The 16,688-nt window shown below is 65.6% G+C and carries 12 protein-coding genes; 8 read left to right on the top strand and 4 right to left on the bottom strand.

The features are described 5' to 3' along the window. Positions 1-65: 65 nt before the first annotated feature. Together HV675_RS32905 and HV675_RS02090 are read right to left on the bottom strand one after the other, a co-directional pair. Entirely contained in the window at positions 66-1,946 is a 1,881-nt protein-coding gene (locus HV675_RS32905; RefSeq protein ID WP_377700697.1) for a hypothetical protein, read from the bottom strand. Between the two features lie 275 nt (positions 1,947-2,221). Beyond that, positions 2,222-4,498 (bottom strand): hybrid sensor histidine kinase/response regulator, encoded by a 2,277-nt coding sequence (locus HV675_RS02090; RefSeq protein WP_175109093.1) that lies wholly within the window; start codon positions 4,496-4,498, stop codon positions 2,222-2,224. A 584-nt stretch (positions 4,499-5,082) separates the two neighbouring features. On the opposite strand from HV675_RS02090, the gene HV675_RS02085 reads away from it, so the two are divergent. The 7 genes from HV675_RS02085 (at position 5,083) to HV675_RS02055 (ending at position 12,077) form a co-directional block, all read left to right on the top strand. Next, a complete protein-coding gene (locus HV675_RS02085) occupies positions 5,083-5,451 on the top strand; it encodes a response regulator (RefSeq protein ID WP_175109092.1) in 369 nt (122 codons plus the stop codon). Then, a complete protein-coding gene (locus tag HV675_RS02080) occupies positions 5,444-6,067 on the top strand; it encodes a chemotaxis protein CheC (protein WP_175109091.1) in 624 nt (207 codons plus the stop codon). Before HV675_RS02085 ends, HV675_RS02080 begins: the two co-directional genes overlap by 8 nt. After that, positions 6,064-7,002, top strand: a complete 939-nt coding sequence (locus tag HV675_RS02075) for a sensor domain-containing diguanylate cyclase (protein WP_175109090.1) — start codon at positions 6,064-6,066, stop codon at positions 7,000-7,002. The genes HV675_RS02080 and HV675_RS02075 overlap by 4 nt, the downstream gene beginning before the upstream one ends. Before the next feature lie 233 nt (positions 7,003-7,235). After that, entirely contained in the window at positions 7,236-8,084 is an 849-nt protein-coding gene (gene hpnD / locus HV675_RS02070) for a presqualene diphosphate synthase HpnD (protein WP_175109089.1), read from the top strand. Further along, positions 8,084-9,346, top strand: coding sequence for a hydroxysqualene dehydroxylase HpnE (hpnE, locus tag HV675_RS02065; protein WP_175109088.1), 1,263 nt, complete (start codon positions 8,084-8,086; stop codon positions 9,344-9,346). The genes hpnD and hpnE overlap by 1 nt, the downstream gene beginning before the upstream one ends. Beyond that, complete coding sequence (gene shc, locus HV675_RS02060; protein ID WP_175109087.1) at positions 9,343-11,358, top strand: squalene--hopene cyclase; 2,016 nt, start codon at positions 9,343-9,345, stop codon at positions 11,356-11,358. The genes hpnE and shc overlap by 4 nt, the downstream gene beginning before the upstream one ends. A gap of 62 nt (positions 11,359-11,420) precedes the next feature. Continuing rightward, the gene (locus HV675_RS02055) at positions 11,421-12,077 is read left to right on the top strand and encodes a phosphorylase (protein ID WP_175109212.1); all 657 of its coding nucleotides are present in this window, start codon (positions 11,421-11,423) and stop codon (positions 12,075-12,077) included. Positions 12,078-12,232: 155 nt separating this feature from the next. Here the strand turns inward: HV675_RS02055 and HV675_RS02050 are convergent, their stop codons facing one another. Both HV675_RS02050 and hpnN read right to left on the bottom strand, forming a co-directional pair. Further along, complete coding sequence (locus HV675_RS02050) at positions 12,233-13,177, bottom strand: MlaA family lipoprotein (RefSeq protein WP_175109086.1); 945 nt, start codon at positions 13,175-13,177, stop codon at positions 12,233-12,235. Then, complete coding sequence (gene hpnN / locus HV675_RS02045; RefSeq protein WP_175109085.1) at positions 13,174-15,804, bottom strand: hopanoid transporter HpnN; 2,631 nt, start codon at positions 15,802-15,804, stop codon at positions 13,174-13,176. Before hpnN ends, HV675_RS02050 begins: the two co-directional genes overlap by 4 nt. A 190-nt stretch (positions 15,805-15,994) precedes the next feature. Here hpnN and HV675_RS02040 point away from each other — a divergent pair, with 190 nt between their 5' ends. Continuing rightward, positions 15,995-16,600 (top strand): MlaC/ttg2D family ABC transporter substrate-binding protein, encoded by a 606-nt coding sequence (locus tag HV675_RS02040; protein ID WP_175109211.1) that lies wholly within the window; start codon positions 15,995-15,997, stop codon positions 16,598-16,600. The last annotated feature ends 88 nt before the right edge of the window (positions 16,601-16,688 follow it).

The raw sequence follows: 16,688 nt of genomic DNA, 5'->3' as shown, positions 1-16,688 counted from the left end.
GCTCATGCGGACCACTTTACCTTCAGTGCCATTCGTCTGCACAGTCGGCATGGCCCCGTGCATCATCAATGATGATGCGGGTGGTGACCGGTTACGCGTTCCCACCCATGTCGCACCGCTGCCTTGAAGCGATCCCAGCTTCCCTCAGGCGCCGCGCGTTCCCAATCGTGCCGGGCTTCGAGTTCGACATCCTCATCCCATGGGCGATCCTGGTAGCGCGTATCGCGTCCCATCGTTGCCCCATAACGGTAAGCCGGTACGTATTCGTCGTACCGGGCGCCTTCACGCGTGCCGTACTGTTCGTCGTAGTGCATGCGGAAGTCTTCCTCGTACTCGAGGAATTCGTCGGGAATCGGTGCGCCCAGACCACCGCTGGCGGTGCCGCTCGTCGCGCGCACGTCGTCGGCGGGAGGTCGTGCCGCGTTGCCCGCGACGGTAGCCGGCGAGTAGTCGCTGCCGCGCAAATCGCTGCCACGCAAATCCCGGCGCGCTTCGGATTCATTCATCGTACCGGGCGCAGACGAGTGGACGGTGCCGCCGGGACGCGCGACGCGCTCGCCGGGTATGCCTGTATCGCGAGCGCCAGCCAGGTTTTCGCGTTGAGTCGCCGTCGTGGAAGTCGCCCTACTGGACGGCGGCGGGTCAATGTCGGGCGCCATCTGCGGCGGCTGATGTTCATCTCGCATCGAGGTGACGCGCTGCTCCGTCGATGTGTCCGCGGTGCGACCTGCATGTGACGCCGCGCTGCCATAGTCCGCCGGCTCACGTAGCGAACGCTCATCGCTGCTGCGTCCATCGGCGGCTCGCCCGTCATCCGAGTAGAGATCGGAACCGACACCCGCTTGTAAGTCGCGTCCATCGCGCGGTGGCGTACCCGCCTGCGATGCTGCTCCTGCCGATGGGTAACTCGCCGCCGTTCGCTCCGCAGCTCGATCCGCAGTTTGCTCACTACGCTGCCGCATCGATTCGCGTTGCCACAAACCTTGGCCAGGCAGACTCGTCGCGCGGCCGAGGTCGGACGGATCCGACTGATATTGCGCAGCGCCACGAACCGTCCGCGACGGATATTCGGACTCGGCAGACTCGTCGCCAGCGGCGCCCATAGGCGGCATATCCTGCGACGTCATCGTCTGACGACTGCCTTGCTGCGTCGACCAGTCCTGCTGCGTCATTGCGCCCATACCGCCGCCGCTGCCCGTGCTCTGGCTCATACCCGCGCCGAAGCCACCCCCTGACGTTCGCGAAAATTCATCACGCGGCGGCATGGCGGCGTCCGGCGACATCGCGGCTTCACGCATTGCCGCTTCATCCAGTTCGCGCCGCCCTGTGTCCGCCAGGTCGGGGCGAAGCACCGCGCCTGACCCAGGTGCGCCACCGGCGGCAAGCGCGGTTCGAGCGGCCTCATCGTCAATCGGCGTATCGTGCGGCGGCGCATCGATACGTTCGAAGCGGCGCTCCTCGTCCGTCGTGCGCAACGGCTCGCGCGCCGGTTGCGCGGCCGCTCCGCCGATGCCGAGCTCGTCGAGCATCGAATGCTCGCGCCGTGCCTGCGCCGGCGGTACGTTTTCCCGCTGTGCCGGCGCGCTGTTCATCTGCGTACTGACGTCGTGCGCACCGAGCCGTACCAGCGTGTTGTGCGCAAGCTCCGTCTGCGCGTCGCTCTGCGCATCGACGCAAACGAGCACTGCGCCTCGTCGCACGGCGTCCGCGTAGCGTTCGGCGAGCGGCACATTGAGGCCGGAACCGGACGTCGCGAACAGGCTCGCGAAAAAGCGTTCGATATTTGCAAGGACACCGGGCGATTCATCAGCGATCGCGTCGGACGCCGTTTCAGGATTCGCCCGCAGTTCGACCCCTTGATAAGCGAAACCGGATTGCACGAGTGTGTTGCGCGCACCGTCCGCTTCCGCATAGGTGTTGAACAGGCCAATGACCGTTTGTCTCATCGCTGCCTCCCGATGGTTTGCTCGAGCCGGCGGCGTAATGGCACGCCGCCTTCGCTCGCTCATACTCATCAGGGAGGCTGCAACGATCGTGCCGGAAGCACGCAATGAGCACTCGCCGCGTACGCCGTGCCGCGCATCGGGCGCTTGCATCGCCACGGCGGCGCTGCGGGGTCGCGCAGCGCAAACGGTATTCCAGATGCCTGCGCTGCCTTTTTACAACGCGCCGGTAACGCGCGTGCAACTGATGCGCACGCAAAGCGGACCCGTGACGTCAATCAATGCGTCGGGTGCGCCTGCGCATGCGCGTGCGAGAGATCCTGCTGCAGCGTTTGCAAAAACTGGTCGAGCAGCGCGATATCGAACGGTTTCGGCAAGACGTGTGCATCGACATGCCGCGCGCGTTCAAGCTCTTCCGCGTAACCGGTCACGAGCACGACCGGCAACTTCGTTTCGAAATGCTGGATCGCTTCCGCGAGATCGATGCCGTTCAGTTTGCCCGGCATATGAATGTCGGAGATCACGAGGTCGAACGGCAACGGCTCGCCCCCCTGCGCCTGTTTTGCGCGCGCATCGTCGAGCAGGCGCAGCGCCGTGTCGGCATTGAACACGCAGGTCACCTCATGACCCATCATCTGCAGCAGCGCTTCGGTGCCGGCCGCGACTTCGTCGTTGTCCTCGACGAGCAGAACACGCAGCCCTTGCGGCGCCTCGTCCTGCGCGACGATCGGCTCGGCGGGCGCGTCGGCCTGCACCGGCTCGCCCGTCGCGCGCGGCAGATACAGCCGCACCGAGGTCCCGGCGCCGGTCGCACTGTCGATCGCCGCGAGGCCGCCGGAGCGCTCGCAGAACGCGAACACCTGCGGCAGGCCGAGGCCGGTGCCCATTCCCTTGGGCTTGGTCGTGAAGAGCGGCTCGAACGCGCGCGACAACACGTCGGGCGGCATGCCGACACCGGTATCTTCGAGCGACAGCTGCACGAAGTCGCCCGTTAGCGGAAAGCCGTCTTCATGGCGGAAGGTGAGATTGCTGGCGCGCACCGTAAAACGACCGCCGCTCGGCATCGCGTCGCGCGCGTTGACCGCGACGTTGATCAACGCGAGCTCCAGTTCCGCAACATCGACACGGATCGGCCATACGCCGCCCCCAATATCCATCCGCAGCGACACCTTCGCGCCGAGCGACGCGCGCAGCAATTCGCGGCAGCCGGGCAGCCAGCGCTCGATCGCGAGCGTCTCGTTACGCAGCGGCTGCTTGCGCGCGACGCCGAGCAACTGGCGCGTGAGCGACTGACCGCTTTTCAGCGCGCGTTCGACCGCCGATAGTTCACGATCGAACGCGGCGGCCTTGCGCCGACGAAGAATCTGGATATTCGCCGAGACGATCATCAGCAGATTGTTGAAATCGTGCGCGACGCTGCCGACCAGATTGCCGAGCGCTTCCATCTTGCGCGACTGCCGGTACGCGGATTCGATCGAGCGGCGCATCGATGCTTCGGCCTGCCAGCGTTCCCATGCTTCCTCTTCGGCGGCGAGGCGTTTCAACGATAACCAGATCACGCACCACAACACCACCGACGGCACGAACATCGCGACGATCAGCACGCTCAGATGCCGGTACCACCCGGCCCAGATCGCCGACGTGCGATAGCCGCACGCGACATACACCGGATATGACCCGACGCGCCGGAACGCGACAATCTGCTTGTCGCCGTACAGCATCGAATGCACCCTGACCACGCCCGCGCGCCGGCCTTCGGCGAGCGCTTCAGTGAACGGCGACGGCTGCGGGTCGGAGGCGGCCTTGCTGCTTGGCGGGTAATGCGCGAGCACGGCGCCGTCGGTGCGGGTGAGGCCCATCGTCATCGGCGCGGCGCGGCCGCCGAGCAGATCGCGATAGAAATCGCTGAAATACGCGGAGCGCAGCGCGACCGACACGATGCCGGCGAACGCATTGCCGTCGTCGCGACGTGCGACGCCCGTGTTGAACACGACTTCGCCGTCGGCCGCGCTGCCGGACATCACCTTCGACACATGCTCGATCACGCTGCCGTTGCGAATGCCGATGAAATCGTCGCGCCCGGCAATGGACATCGGCGGCGCGGGGTAGAGGCGACTGCTCGCGAGCAGCGTGCCGTCGCTGCTGAAAATCGACATCGACGCGACTTGCGGATAGCCGCCGCCGATCGATTCCAGTTTGTCGTGAATCTGCGCTTCGCGCGCGTGAATGCCGGCGTCGTCGAGTCCTTGCACGAAATCGACGACGCGCGCGTCGAGCGCTTCGTTCATATCGAATACCTTCAGCGCATGCTCTTCGGCGACGCGTACGGTACGCAACGTCATGTCGGTCGCTTCCGCTTCGCGGGTGCGGAAATCGTTGAGCGCCATCACCGCGACGAAGATGCACGGCAGGATGATCGCCGCGACCAGCAAGGCGATCAGCGTCATGCGCCTTACCGCGAAATTGTGCTCAGGTACGGCCGGGAAAACCGTGTCTTCCGGCCGGCTTCCGGTGCCGCGGGTTTCTTGATCCGATTCACTCCGATCAGGAGTCATGGTGAGCACCGCCGCAAGAGTCGGGAAAGGCGTGCAAGACGTTTTACCATCTTACGGCGAGCGCAGTCGGTTGCCGCGGACCGAATTAGATTCGGCGGGCTCGAGCGTTCGCGAAACAGTGACAAATCCGGAAGCGCAAACGTATACAAAAGTATAAACGGCAACATTTTTTACAGTAATAGTTAGAACACCCCCGGTAAAGCGAGTCATCTGAGTGACTTCTGTTCGATGAACCCCAATTTGGCGAGTTGCCTTTTCGCCGGTTTGCTTCGAGAATTGCGCCCCAGACAATCAATGCGCCTGCGATGCCCGGGTGCATGCGCGCGAGGGCGCCCCGACATCCCACCAACGAGACGACTGGGTCATTCGCGATCGCCGACGGGGTAGCATGGCGCGCACTTTTTGTGTGTGCCCCCACCCTGTATGCGCCGCGCCGCACTCATTTGCCCCTTTTTCGTAGCACGCGTCGATTTGGACGCGCAGCAGCGCTTTTGTCTGCATGCAGTAAGCCGGACGGTTACTAAAGAACCGCCGACAGCCGCCGATAATACGCACGAGACAATTCCGTTTACCGATAAGCTGCCATGCCATTGCCCATCGTGATCGCCGACGATTCGCTGCTCGCCCGGAAGGTGCTCACGAAAGCACTGCCACCGGATTGGGACGTCGAGATCGCCTATGCGTCGAACGGGCGCGAAGCACTCGCACTGTACCGCGCCGGCAAGGCAACCGTGATGTTTCTCGACCTGACGATGCCGGATATGACCGGCTATCAGGTGCTGGAAGCGCTGCAGCACGAGGATCTGAACACATTCGTAATTGTCGTGTCCGCGGACATCCAGCCGATGGCGCAGGAACGCGTCCGCGCGCTGGGCGCGATCGCGTTCGTTGCGAAGCCCGTGACCCCCGAGGCGGTCCTTCCTATCCTCAAGGAGTACGGGTTGTATGCCTGAGCCAGTTCTCACCGAAGACCAGCGCGACGCGCTGCAGGAGATCGCGAATCTCGCGATGGGGCAGGCCGCTCAGCGCCTCGCGCTGCTGCTCGACGCGTTTATCGAGCTGTCGGTGCCGCGCGTGCGCGTCGTGGCGGTGCGTGAAGCCGCGCAGGCGCTGCGCGAGATGACCGGCATCAGCGAGACCGTGGCGGCGGTCCGCCAGGGGTTCCGTTCGGACATCAAGGGCGAAGCGCTCGTGATCTGCAAGAGCGGCAATGTCGAGCAACTGTGCGCGCTCGTGAGCGATCCGTATGCGAAATCCACGTACGAGGCGACCAGCGAGGAAGAGCTGATTTTCGACATCGCGAACCTGCTGACCGGCGCGTGCGTATCGTGCATCTTCGAGCAGCTCGGCCGCGCGCCGGTGTTTTCGGCGCCGGGCATGCTGGGCCTCGCGATGTCCCTCGACGACGTGTTCCAGCCGAACGTGCTCGCATGGAGCGTCGCGCTGCTCGTCGAAGTCAATTTCACGCTGGAAGACCAGAGTTTCCGCGCGCATCTCGTGATGCTGATGGCTGAAGACTCGATCCGGCATATCAATCGCGCCCTTGACGCTTTGCTGTCCAGCCTATGAATGACACGACCGCCTGTCTGAGTGACCTTGTGGTGGAGCGCGTCGGCTTCGGCATTTTCGTGCTCGACCGGCAAATGAACGTGCTGATGTGGAACCGCTTCATGCAGGACCACAGCGGCCTGTCGGCCGATCAGGTGGTCGGCAAGTCGATTTTCGCGAGCTTTCCGGAACTGCCGCGCGTGTGGCTCACGCGCAAGCTCGAAAGCGTATTCCAGCTCGGCAGCTTCGCGTTCAGTTCATGGGAGCAGCGGCCTTATCTGTTCAAGTTCGATCACGACCGGCCGATCACCGGCGGCGTGGACTTCATGCAGCAGGACTGCACGTTCATGCCGCTGATGCGCGAGCGCGAAGTGGAAGCCGTTTGTGTGACGGTATCGGACGTGACGCACGTCAGCATCATGCAGCGCGAACGCGAAGAGGCGGTGGCGAAGCTGCAGGAATATGCGGATCGCGACGGGCTGACCGGCATCGCGAACCGGCGCTATTTCGAGGTGCGGCTGCGCGACGAATACACGCGCTGGCAGCGCTATGGCGGCGATCTGTCGATCCTGCTGTTCGATCTCGACCACTTCAAGAAAATCAACGACCAGTTCGGCCATGTCGTCGGCGATTTCGTGCTGCGCGAGATGGCGCAGCGCGTGGCCGGCGTGGTGCGCGCGCAGGATACGTTCGGCCGCTTCGGTGGCGAGGAATTCGCGCTGCTGCTGCCGTGCACGCCGCTCGAAGACGCGATGCTGGTCGCCGAAAAGATCCGTAATACGATCGGCGACACGCCGGTCGACGTGCACGGCGTGAGCGTGCCGGTGACGGCCAGCGTCGGCGGCGCATCGGCGCGCACGGGCGTACCGGCATACGAAGCGCTGATCAACGAGGCCGATGCGGCCCTTTACACGGCGAAACGGCAAGGCCGTAATCGCTCGATCGCATTCATCTGACGCTTCCCGCCGGGCGCTATGCGAGGCCTGGCAAGGCGAAGCGACGTTCGGCCGGCCCCCGGCGCGGCCCGCCAACCAGCGTTGGCTTACGATGGCTGGTATACTTTCGCCCGTTCCAGCTTCCCAGTTGGCATATGTCATTTTCGCGCGTGTCCGCGCGCGCGGGCGGCTTGCCCTGCGGGTAGGCATGACTTCTTGATCGCCTCGTGTTGGGCGCCTCAGCGGAGATAGTCTTGGCCGTTTCCAATCCAGTCGTGGACGACATACAAACCGACGCCGCTGCCGTTACCTCCGGCAGTTCGTTCTATTTTGCGATGCGCATTCTGCCGGCGGCGCAGCGTGACGCGATGTACCAGGTGTACGCGTTCTGCCGCGCGGTCGACGATATCGCCGACGGCGGCCAGCCGCGTGCCGAACGCGCGGCTGCGCTCGAGCGCTGGCGCGCCGACATCGACGCGTGCTACGCCGGCTCGCCGCGCGACTCGTTGCGCGAATTGACGCGGCACATTCATACGTTCCATCTGCAGCGCGAAGATTTTCACGCGATGATCGACGGCATGGCGATGGATGCGGAGGCCGACATCTGCGCACCGGACGAAGCGACGCTGGACCTTTACTGCGACCGCGTCGCGAGCGCGGCGGGCCGCCTGTCGGTGAGGGTATTCGGGATGGAGGAGCAGCCTGGCCGCGATCTGGCTCACCATCTGGGGCGCGCGCTGCAGTTGACCAACATCCTGCGCGACATCGACGAAGACGCGGAGCTGAACCGCTGCTATCTGCCGCGCGAATTGCTGGCCCGCGAGGGCATCGCGGCGACCAGCCCCGCCGCCATCGCGGACGATCCATCCCTGCCGCGCGTGTGCGCAACGATCGCCGAACGCGCGAAGCAGCACTTCGCGGCGTCGGACGCGATCATGAAACAATGTCCGCGCGCGCACGTGCGCGCGCCGCGCATCATGTCGGCGGTGTATCACTGCCTGCTCGAGCGCACCATCGACCGTGGGTTCGACATCCCGCGTACCAAAGTCCGCAAGCCGCGCGCGCGGCTGCTGTGGATCCTCGCGCGGTACGCATTTTTCTGATGCGCAAGCTGGTTCATGTGATCGGCGCAGGCCTCGCGGGCCTCGCCGCCGCAGTCCAATTGCAGCGCCGCGGCGCGCAGGTGATCCTGTACGAAACGGCGGAGCAGGCGGGCGGGCGGTGCCGTTCGTATTACGACCGCACGCTGGGTGCGACCGTCGACAATGGCAATCACGTGGTGGTATCGGGCAACCATGCCACGCTGAACTATCTGCGCGCGATCGGCGCAGGCGATGAACTGGTCGGGCCGACGCGGCCGGAACTGAATTTCATCGACGTTGCGACGCGCTCGCGCTGGGCGGTGCGGCCGTCGCCGGGGCGGGTGCCGTTCTGGATGATCGATCCGGCCGCGCGCGTGCCGCATACGCAGGCCACAGATTACCTGTCGCTCGTGCCGCTGCTGTTCGCGAAGCCGGGCCGCACGCTGGCGCAGACGATGCGTTGCAACGGCGTGCTGTGGGACCGGATGCTGCGGCCGCTGTTCACGCTGATGATGAACGTCGAGCCGCGCGACGCGACCGCGGAGCTGGCCGCCGCCGCGTTGCGCGAGACGCTCATCATCGGCGGCGACGCGTGCCGGCCGCTGGTTGCGCGTCACGGTCTGAGCAGCGCGTTTGTCGATCCGGCGCTGCGCATGCTGCAGCACGGCGGCGCGACGATCCGGCTCGGTGCGCGGCTCGATGCGCTCGAATTTGCCGACGGCCGGGTGGCGGCGCTGCAGACCGGCGGCGAGCGTATCGTGCTCGAAGCCGGCGAAGCGGCGGTGCTCGCGGTGCCGCCGCATGTCGCGCAGGCGCTGGTGCCGGGCCTGCAGGCGCCACAGCGTTTCTCGCCGATGGTGACCGCGCACTTCGCGGTCGAACCGCCGCCGGGCCATCCGCCGACGGCGGCGCTCGTCAACGGCCACGCGCACTGGCTGGTCGCCGCCGACGGGCGTCTGTCGGCGACTGTGTACGGCGCGGAGCGCCTCGCCGGCATGCCGCGCGACGCGCTTGCGCAGACGCTGTGGGCCGACGTTGCGCAGGCTGCCGGCTTGCCGGCGCAGCCGCTGCCGCTGTGGCAGATTGGCGTTGAGCCGCATGCGACATTCGCCGCGGTGCCTGACGAGGAGATGCGCCGTCCGGCGGCGCGCACCCGCTGGACTAACCTGATGCTTGCGGGCGACTGGACGGCTACCGGTCTGCCCGCGACGATAGAAGGAGCGATCCGCTCGGGCCAGAAGGCCGCGGACCTGCTTCTGAACGAACCGATGGAACGCCGATGAACGATTTATCCGTCGCCCAGCAGTTGGGCGAAGCAAACCTCGCCGCCGACGGCGCGCCCGCCGCCCAGGCGGCGGCAGCCGGCGCGGCGGCGCTGGACACAGCCGTTGCGCGCGCAACCGACGCGATTCTCGCCGCGCAGCGCGACGACGGCCATTGGGTGTACGAGCTGGAAGCCGACGCCACGATTCCCGCCGAATACGTGCTGCTCGTTCACTACCTCGGCGAGACCGCGAATCTCGAACTCGAGCAGAAAATCGGCCGCTACCTGCGGCGCATCCAGTTGCCGGACGGCGGCTGGCCGCTATTCACCGACGGCGCGCCCGACGTCAGCGCGACGGTGAAGGCGTACTTCGCGCTGAAGATGATCGGCGATCCGGAAGACGCGGACCATATGCGCCGCGCGCGCGAAGCGGTGCTCGCGCACGGCGGCGCGGAGACGGTGAACGTGTTTACGCGCATGCTGCTCGCACTGTTCGGCGTGGTCTCGTGGCGCGCGGTGCCGGTGATGCCGGTCGAGATGATGCTGCTGCCGCAGGGTTTTCCGTTCCATCTGTCGAAGGTGTCGTACTGGGCGCGCACGGTGATCGTGCCGCTGCTGGTGCTGGCCGCGAAACGGCCGGTCGCGCGCAATCCGCGCGGTGTGCGGATCGACGAGCTGTTCGTCGGCGCGCCGGTCAACACCGGCATGCTGCCGCGCGCGCCGCATCAGAGCAAAGGATGGTTCCGCTTCTTCCGTTCGATCGACGCGGTGCTGCGCGTCACCGAAGGCTTTTTCCCGAAGGCGATGCGCGAGCGCGCGATTCGCGCCGCCGTCGCCTTCGTCGATGAGCGGCTGAACGGCGAAGACGGCCTCGGCGCGATTTTCCCGGCAATGGCCAACTCGGTGATGATGTACGACGTGCTCGGCTATCCGGCCGATCATCCGAACCGCGCCATCGCACGCCGCTCGATCGACAAGCTGCTCGCCATCGCTGAAGACGAAGCGTATTGCCAGCCGTGCCTGTCGCCGGTGTGGGACACATCGCTCGTCGCGCATGCACTGCTCGAAACCGGCGACGCGCGTGCCGTCGCGGCCGCCGCGCGCGGGCTCGACTGGCTGGTGCCGCTGCAGGTGCTCGACGTGCGCGGCGACTGGATTTCGCGCCGCGCGGACGTGCGGCCGGGCGGCTGGGCGTTCCAGTACGCGAACCCGCATTACCCGGACGTCGACGATACAGCCGTGGTCGTGATGGCGATGCATCGCGTCGCCGTCGACGCGCGGACGCCGGCGTACGACGCCGCGATCGCGCGGGCGCGGGAGTGGGTGGTCGGAATGCAGAGCAGCGACGGCGGCTGGGGCGCGTTCGAGCCGGAAAACACGCACTATCACCTGAACAGCATTCCGTTCTCCGATCACGGCGCACTGCTGGATCCGCCGACCGCGGACGTGTCGGGCCGCTGCCTGTCGATGCTCGCGCAACTCGGTGAAATGCCGGCGACGAGCGCCGCGGCGCGCCGCGCATACGATTACCTGCTCAACGAGCAGGAAGCGGACGGCAGCTGGTACGGCCGCTGGGGCATGAACTACGTCTACGGCACGTGGAGCGCGTTGTGTGCGTTGAGTGCGGTCGGCATGCCGTTCGATCACCCGGCGATGAAACGCGCCGCGCAATGGCTGGCGTCGATCCAGAATGCGGACGGCGGCTGGGGCGAGGATGGCACCAGTTACAAGCTCGAATATCGCGGCTACGAGCGCGCGGCGAGCACGGCGTCGCAGACCGCCTGGGCGGTGCTCGGGCTGATCGCGGCCGGCGAGATCGAGCATCCGGCGGTCGCGAGCGGTATCGAGTATCTGGTGCGCGAGCAGCGCGACCACGGGCTGTGGGACGAAACCCGCTTTACGGCCACCGGCTTTCCGCGCGTCTTCTATCTGCGCTACCACGGTTATCGCAAGTTCTTCCCGCTGTGGGCGCTCGCGCGCTACCGGCAGATGAAACGGGCCGGCGAAACGCGCGTCAAGGTCGGCGTGTGAGCGCGAACGCGCGGCCGGCAGCGGGCGAGTCCGTTGCGCTGCCCGTCATCGCTGTCGCCGGGATGGCTTTCGAAGCGCGCATCGCGCGCGGTGACGGCGTCGACGCGGTGTTTGCCGCACGCGCCGACCTGCTCGAGCGCGCGTTGACCGCGGCGGTCGAGCGGGGCTGCGCCGGCATCATCAGCTTTGGCACGGCGGGCGGCCTCGCGCCCGACCTCGAGCCCGGTGCGCTGATCATTGCGGACGCGGTCGATGGGCCGCTTGGACAAATCTCCACCGATGCGGCGTGGTCGGAGCGCATCGCCGCCGCGCTTGCCGCGACGCCGCTCGCCGCAAAGTTGCGGCGCGGCCGGCTGGCGGGCGTCACGGCGCCGTTGACCGGCGCGCCCGACAAGGCGGCGCTCCATCGTTCGACGGGTGCACTCGCGGTCGATATGGAATCGCATCTGGCCGGTGCGATCGCAGAGGCGCGCGGCTTACCGTTCGCCGTTTGCCGTGCGATCGTCGATCCGGCGTGGCGCTCGCTGCCATCGGCCGCGACGGCCGGCTTGCGTGACGACGGCAGCACCGCGATTGCGCCGATTTTGCGCGAACTCCTCAAACAGCCGTCGCAAATCCGGCCGCTGATCCAGTTGGCCGGGGATGCGCGGGCTGCCCGCGCGACCCTGGTTGAAGCGCGCCGCGCACTGGGGCAGGCTGGCGCGCTTCGGCTGCGGTAGGTTGCAACCGGCCGTCACGCGGGTGCTTCCGATTTTGACCTGATTCAAGTAACGGAAGTAACGGAACGCCAGAAGCCCGGCGGGATTCGATCCCGCCTGGCTTTCTTCTATCTGCGTCTTGCGCACTGCGCGCGGCGGGGGCCCCGGCCCGGCACTTACTTTGGCGCGGCGTCGCCCGGATCGGTGTAATTAGGCACGGCTGGACCCCCTTTGGCGCCGCCGGTGCCTTGCGAAGACGACGAGTCGCCCGGATCGCTGTAATTCGGCAGCGCCTGGCCGGAGTTGTCGCCGCCGCCCGAGGGCGCATCAGAGCCCGGATCGGTATAGACCGGTACGCCCGCCGGCGCGGCACCCGACGCCGGTGCGGCCGGCGCCGCACCCGACTCGTCCGAGTCGCCGTAGTCAGGCAGCGCCTGCTCCGGCGCACCCGTGCCGCGCAACAGCGCGCGCCGCTGCTGCGTGTACGCGTCGCGCACGAACGAGTATTTGTCGAGCGCCGCCTGTTGCAGCAGGTTCGTCGCGCCCAGCAGGTCGGAGCGCACGCTGACGAATTGCACGCCGTACAGGGCGGTGCGCGGCTCCCAGTCCAGATAGTGGATCGGGTTGAAGCGGAAATCGACCGCAAAGCCGACGCTGTCGCGGAACGAACTCGGGCCGAACAGCGGCAGCACCAGATACGGCCCCGACGGCACGCCCCAGCGTCCGAGCGTCAGGCCGAAGTCCTGCCGATGCTTCGGCAGGCCGGCAGGCGTCGCGAAGTCGAGCAGGCCGCCGATACCGAACACCGTATTCATCGTGAAGCGCATCAGCGTTTCGGTGGCCTCGGTGATGTGCAACTGCAGAATGCTGTTGGCCAGATTGTCCAGATCGCCGATGTTCGAGAAGAAATTGCTGATCGCCTGACGCAACGGCTGTGGCGTGACTTTCTGATAACCCTTCGCGATCGGCACGGCCACTGCCTCGTCGACCTTGTCGTTGACGTTGAAGATCACACGATTCATTGGCTCAAGCGGGTCTCCAGGCTTGCGGTCCGGGCCCGTCGCACATCCGCTCATCAGGCCGGCGGCAAGCATGGCCCACGCGGCGGTTCGCATTTTCATGCATCAATCCTTTGTTTTTTCTTTGTCGTTACGCGGCGCACCCGCGGTTTGCCCATCAGTACCGGTTGAAATACCACAGCGCCGATCAACGTGCAGAAGAGCGACAGCGCGAGCAGCTTGCCCATGCTCGACGTGCCGGGATGGTGCGACAGCCAGAGGCTGCCGAACGCGGTGGCCGTGGTCGCCGCACTGAAGATGACCGCGTGCGTGAGGCTCGATTGCAGCAGGCCGGTTTCACCGCGGCGCCACGCCATCACGAAGTAAATCTTGAATGCGACGCCGACGCCGAGCATCAGCGGTAGCGCGATGATATTCGCAAAGTTCAATGGCATGCGGAACACCACGCAAAGCTCAAGTGTGACAAGGGCCGACACCAGCAGCGGAATCAGTGTGCGCAGCACGTCGCTGAAGCGGCGCAACGCGATCCACAGCAGCGTGGTGATCGCGACCAGCGCCCAGCAGGCCGCCTGCACGAACGACAGAATAATGACGTTCGCCGAATGCAGGATCGAGATCGGGCCGCCGATCGTCGCCGGTTCCGCGTTCTTCACCGCCTGGGCGAAGCGGCGCAGCATCACGTCGTCGCCGGGGTCGGTGCCCGGCGGCACTTTCGGCGAAATCTCGACGAGCGCGTGGCCATCCGGCGCGACCCAGTCGTGCACGATGTCGGGCGGCAGCGTCTGCTCGGTGATCAGCGACGGCTGCAGCAGGTTGGTGAGCTGCTTGAGCGCGATTCGCAACGGCTCGGAAATCGCCTTTTCCGCGCGATCGCGCGTGGCGGCATCCGCGGTGGCCAGTTTGACGAGCGAGGCCGACAGGTGCTGTGCTTCCGCGGCGCCCGGACCCGGGTGATCTTCGGCGGCGAGCGACAGCTGGTTCGCGGTGCGCTTCAACGCATCGACGCGCACCGCGTCGGTGACGGGCGGCGCGGGCGTCTGCGTGAGCGCCGGCAGCAGTTGCTGGGCAGCCGCCGAGATCAGCGCGAGCTTTTGCGGCTGATCGGGCGGAATGAACGTGGAAAGCGTGGTGGTGCGGCCGACTTCCGGCAGCTTCGACAGGCGCGCGGCAATCTGGTTGGCGCCGGCGAGATTCGGCGCGAGCGCCCGGACGTTGTTGACGCCGGCTTCCGGCGCGTCGTTCAGCGACAGCAGCGTGGCCATCGATTCGGTGTGAGGATCCTTCAGATGCAACGGGTTGAAATCGAAGCGCAGATGCGTGAGCAGCGGCAATGCGCCGATGATCACCGCCAGCGTGATGATCAATACCGGTTTGCGGTTGCGATCGAGAAAGTCGTCGACGGGCGCGAGCACGTGAAAACCGGGCGAACCCGCTTCGCCCGGCGGGTTGAACACTTTGAGCAGTGCCGGCAGCAAGGTCATGTTCGTGAAGTACGCGACGAACATGCCGACGCCTGCAATTTTTCCCAGTTCCGACACGCCGCGGTACGCGGTCGGCAAAAACGAAAAGAAGCTTTCCGCGACGGCCACGGCGGCGAGCGTCAACGGCACGCCGATGCTGTACGCGGTATTGACGAGCGCCGCGGAGAGCCGATTGTCGCGATGACGTTCTTCGCGGTATTTCACGCCGTACTGGACGCCGAAGTCGACGCCCAGTCCGACGAACAGCACCATGAACGCGACCGAAATCATATTCAGCGCGCCGACCATCATCAGGCCGAGCGCGGCGGTGATCGCAAGGCCAACGAAGAGTGTGATCAGCACCGCGACGATCATGCGCGCCGAGCGCAGCGCAAGCCACAGGATGAACAGCACCACCACCAGCGTGCAGATGCCGTTGACCGCCGCGCCGTCTCGCACCGATGCGAATTCATCGTCCGCGAGCGGTTGCTGGCCGGTCAGATGCACGCTCGCGCCATATTGGGCCTCGAGATTCAGTGCGGCGACCGTTCTGCGGATCTGATTCGACGCATGCGCACCGGCTTGCAACGCGCCGTAGTTGACCACCGGCAGCACGGTGATGAACGCGCGCGCGGGCTGTTTCGCTTCGTCCTTGTCGACGAGGCCGCGCCACGACATCGCAGCCGGCTGGTTCGCCAGCACGCGGTCGAGCGTGTTTGCGCTTTCCGACAGCAGGTGGCTCATATCGCCCAGCTTCAGCTGACCGATCTGCAGCGGCAATTGCAGGCTCGTATTGAGCGTGTTGGCAAGGCCGGTCAGGCTCGGGTCGTGCGCCAGCGAATTGATGAGCGGCCGTGCCCTGGTGAGCTGCGATGTGGTCGACTCGACGTCGCTCAATGACGGAAACAACAGACCGTTGTGTTCGAAGAACGGCCCGCCGGCGGGCTCGGTCACCCTGACGAACTCGTTGGTCTCTTTTTGCAATGCGGCAGTGAGCGTATCCGCGGCGGCCCCGGCAAACTCGGGCGCGGCCGCTTCGACGACGACGAGAATCGTGTCTCCGCGCTGAGGGAATGCCTGATCGATCGCATGGTCGAGTGCCGCCCACTTTTCATCGTTTTCGACGAGGCGGCTGACGTCCGTGTTGATCTTGAAGTGGTGGGCGACGTAAAAGCCGCTCGCGATTGCAAGCGCGAGCGACACGCCGATCACCTGCAACGGGCGGCGCACAGAGAAGACCGCTAGGCGGACGATGGATGACTTCAGCATGTAGGCGCAGAGCCCCTGTCATTGAATGGCATTTTTCTTCAAGAGCGCACAAGTATACCGACGCGGCCCGGCCGTAGGCGGATCGAAGGGCGGCGCGATGAGTCAAAGGCATATGACAAAGCCGTTATACTGGCCCTCCGCCCGCCGCCTTCATGCGCCGGCGCCCATTGTTCAACGTATCGAACCGCATATGAAACGTTACCTGACTGTTTTTTTGGCAGCCGCCTTCGTGTCCACCGCGGCTATTGCACAAACCGCGCCTGAGGCCGTCGTCAAGGGCGCAGTGCAGGGCACCGTCGATGCGATGAAGGCCGACCCGCAGGCGCGTGGCGGCGACATGACGAAGATCACCGACGTGGTCGAGACGCACTTCGTGCCCGCCACGAACTTCCAGCGTACGACGCGAATCGCGGTTGGCAAGGCATGGAGCACGGCCACGCCCGACCAGCAGAAGCAGCTATATGAGCAGTTCCAGTTGCTGCTGGTGCGCACTTATGCCTCATCTTTGTCGCAATTGCGCGGCCAGGACGTGAAGTTCCAGTTTCAGCCTGCCAAGGTGCAGGCCGGTGGCAACGACGCTGTCGTGACCTCGCACGTTCTCAGCAACGGCGGCGACGATCAGATCGACTACCGGTTGGAAAAGACCGGCAACGGCTGGAAGATCTACGACATCAACATGTTGGGCGCATGGCTGATCCAGGTGTACCAGACGCAGTTCCAGGAGCAACTGTCGAAGGGTGGGGTCGATGGTCTGATCAAGTTCCTGACCGCGCACAATGCGCGCAATGCGGGGTAAGGCCGCTTCGGCTTTCCCCTTTTTGCATTGCCGTATCGGTTATCTCGCCAGCTTGCTCTGCTTCGTTGCCCATTTTGTTTCAGGCCCG

The organism is Paraburkholderia solisilvae, assembly GCF_902859875.1.
Lineage (GTDB): Bacteria > Pseudomonadota > Gammaproteobacteria > Burkholderiales > Burkholderiaceae > Paraburkholderia > Paraburkholderia solisilvae.
This window is presented reverse-complemented; position numbering and strand designations above follow the sequence as displayed.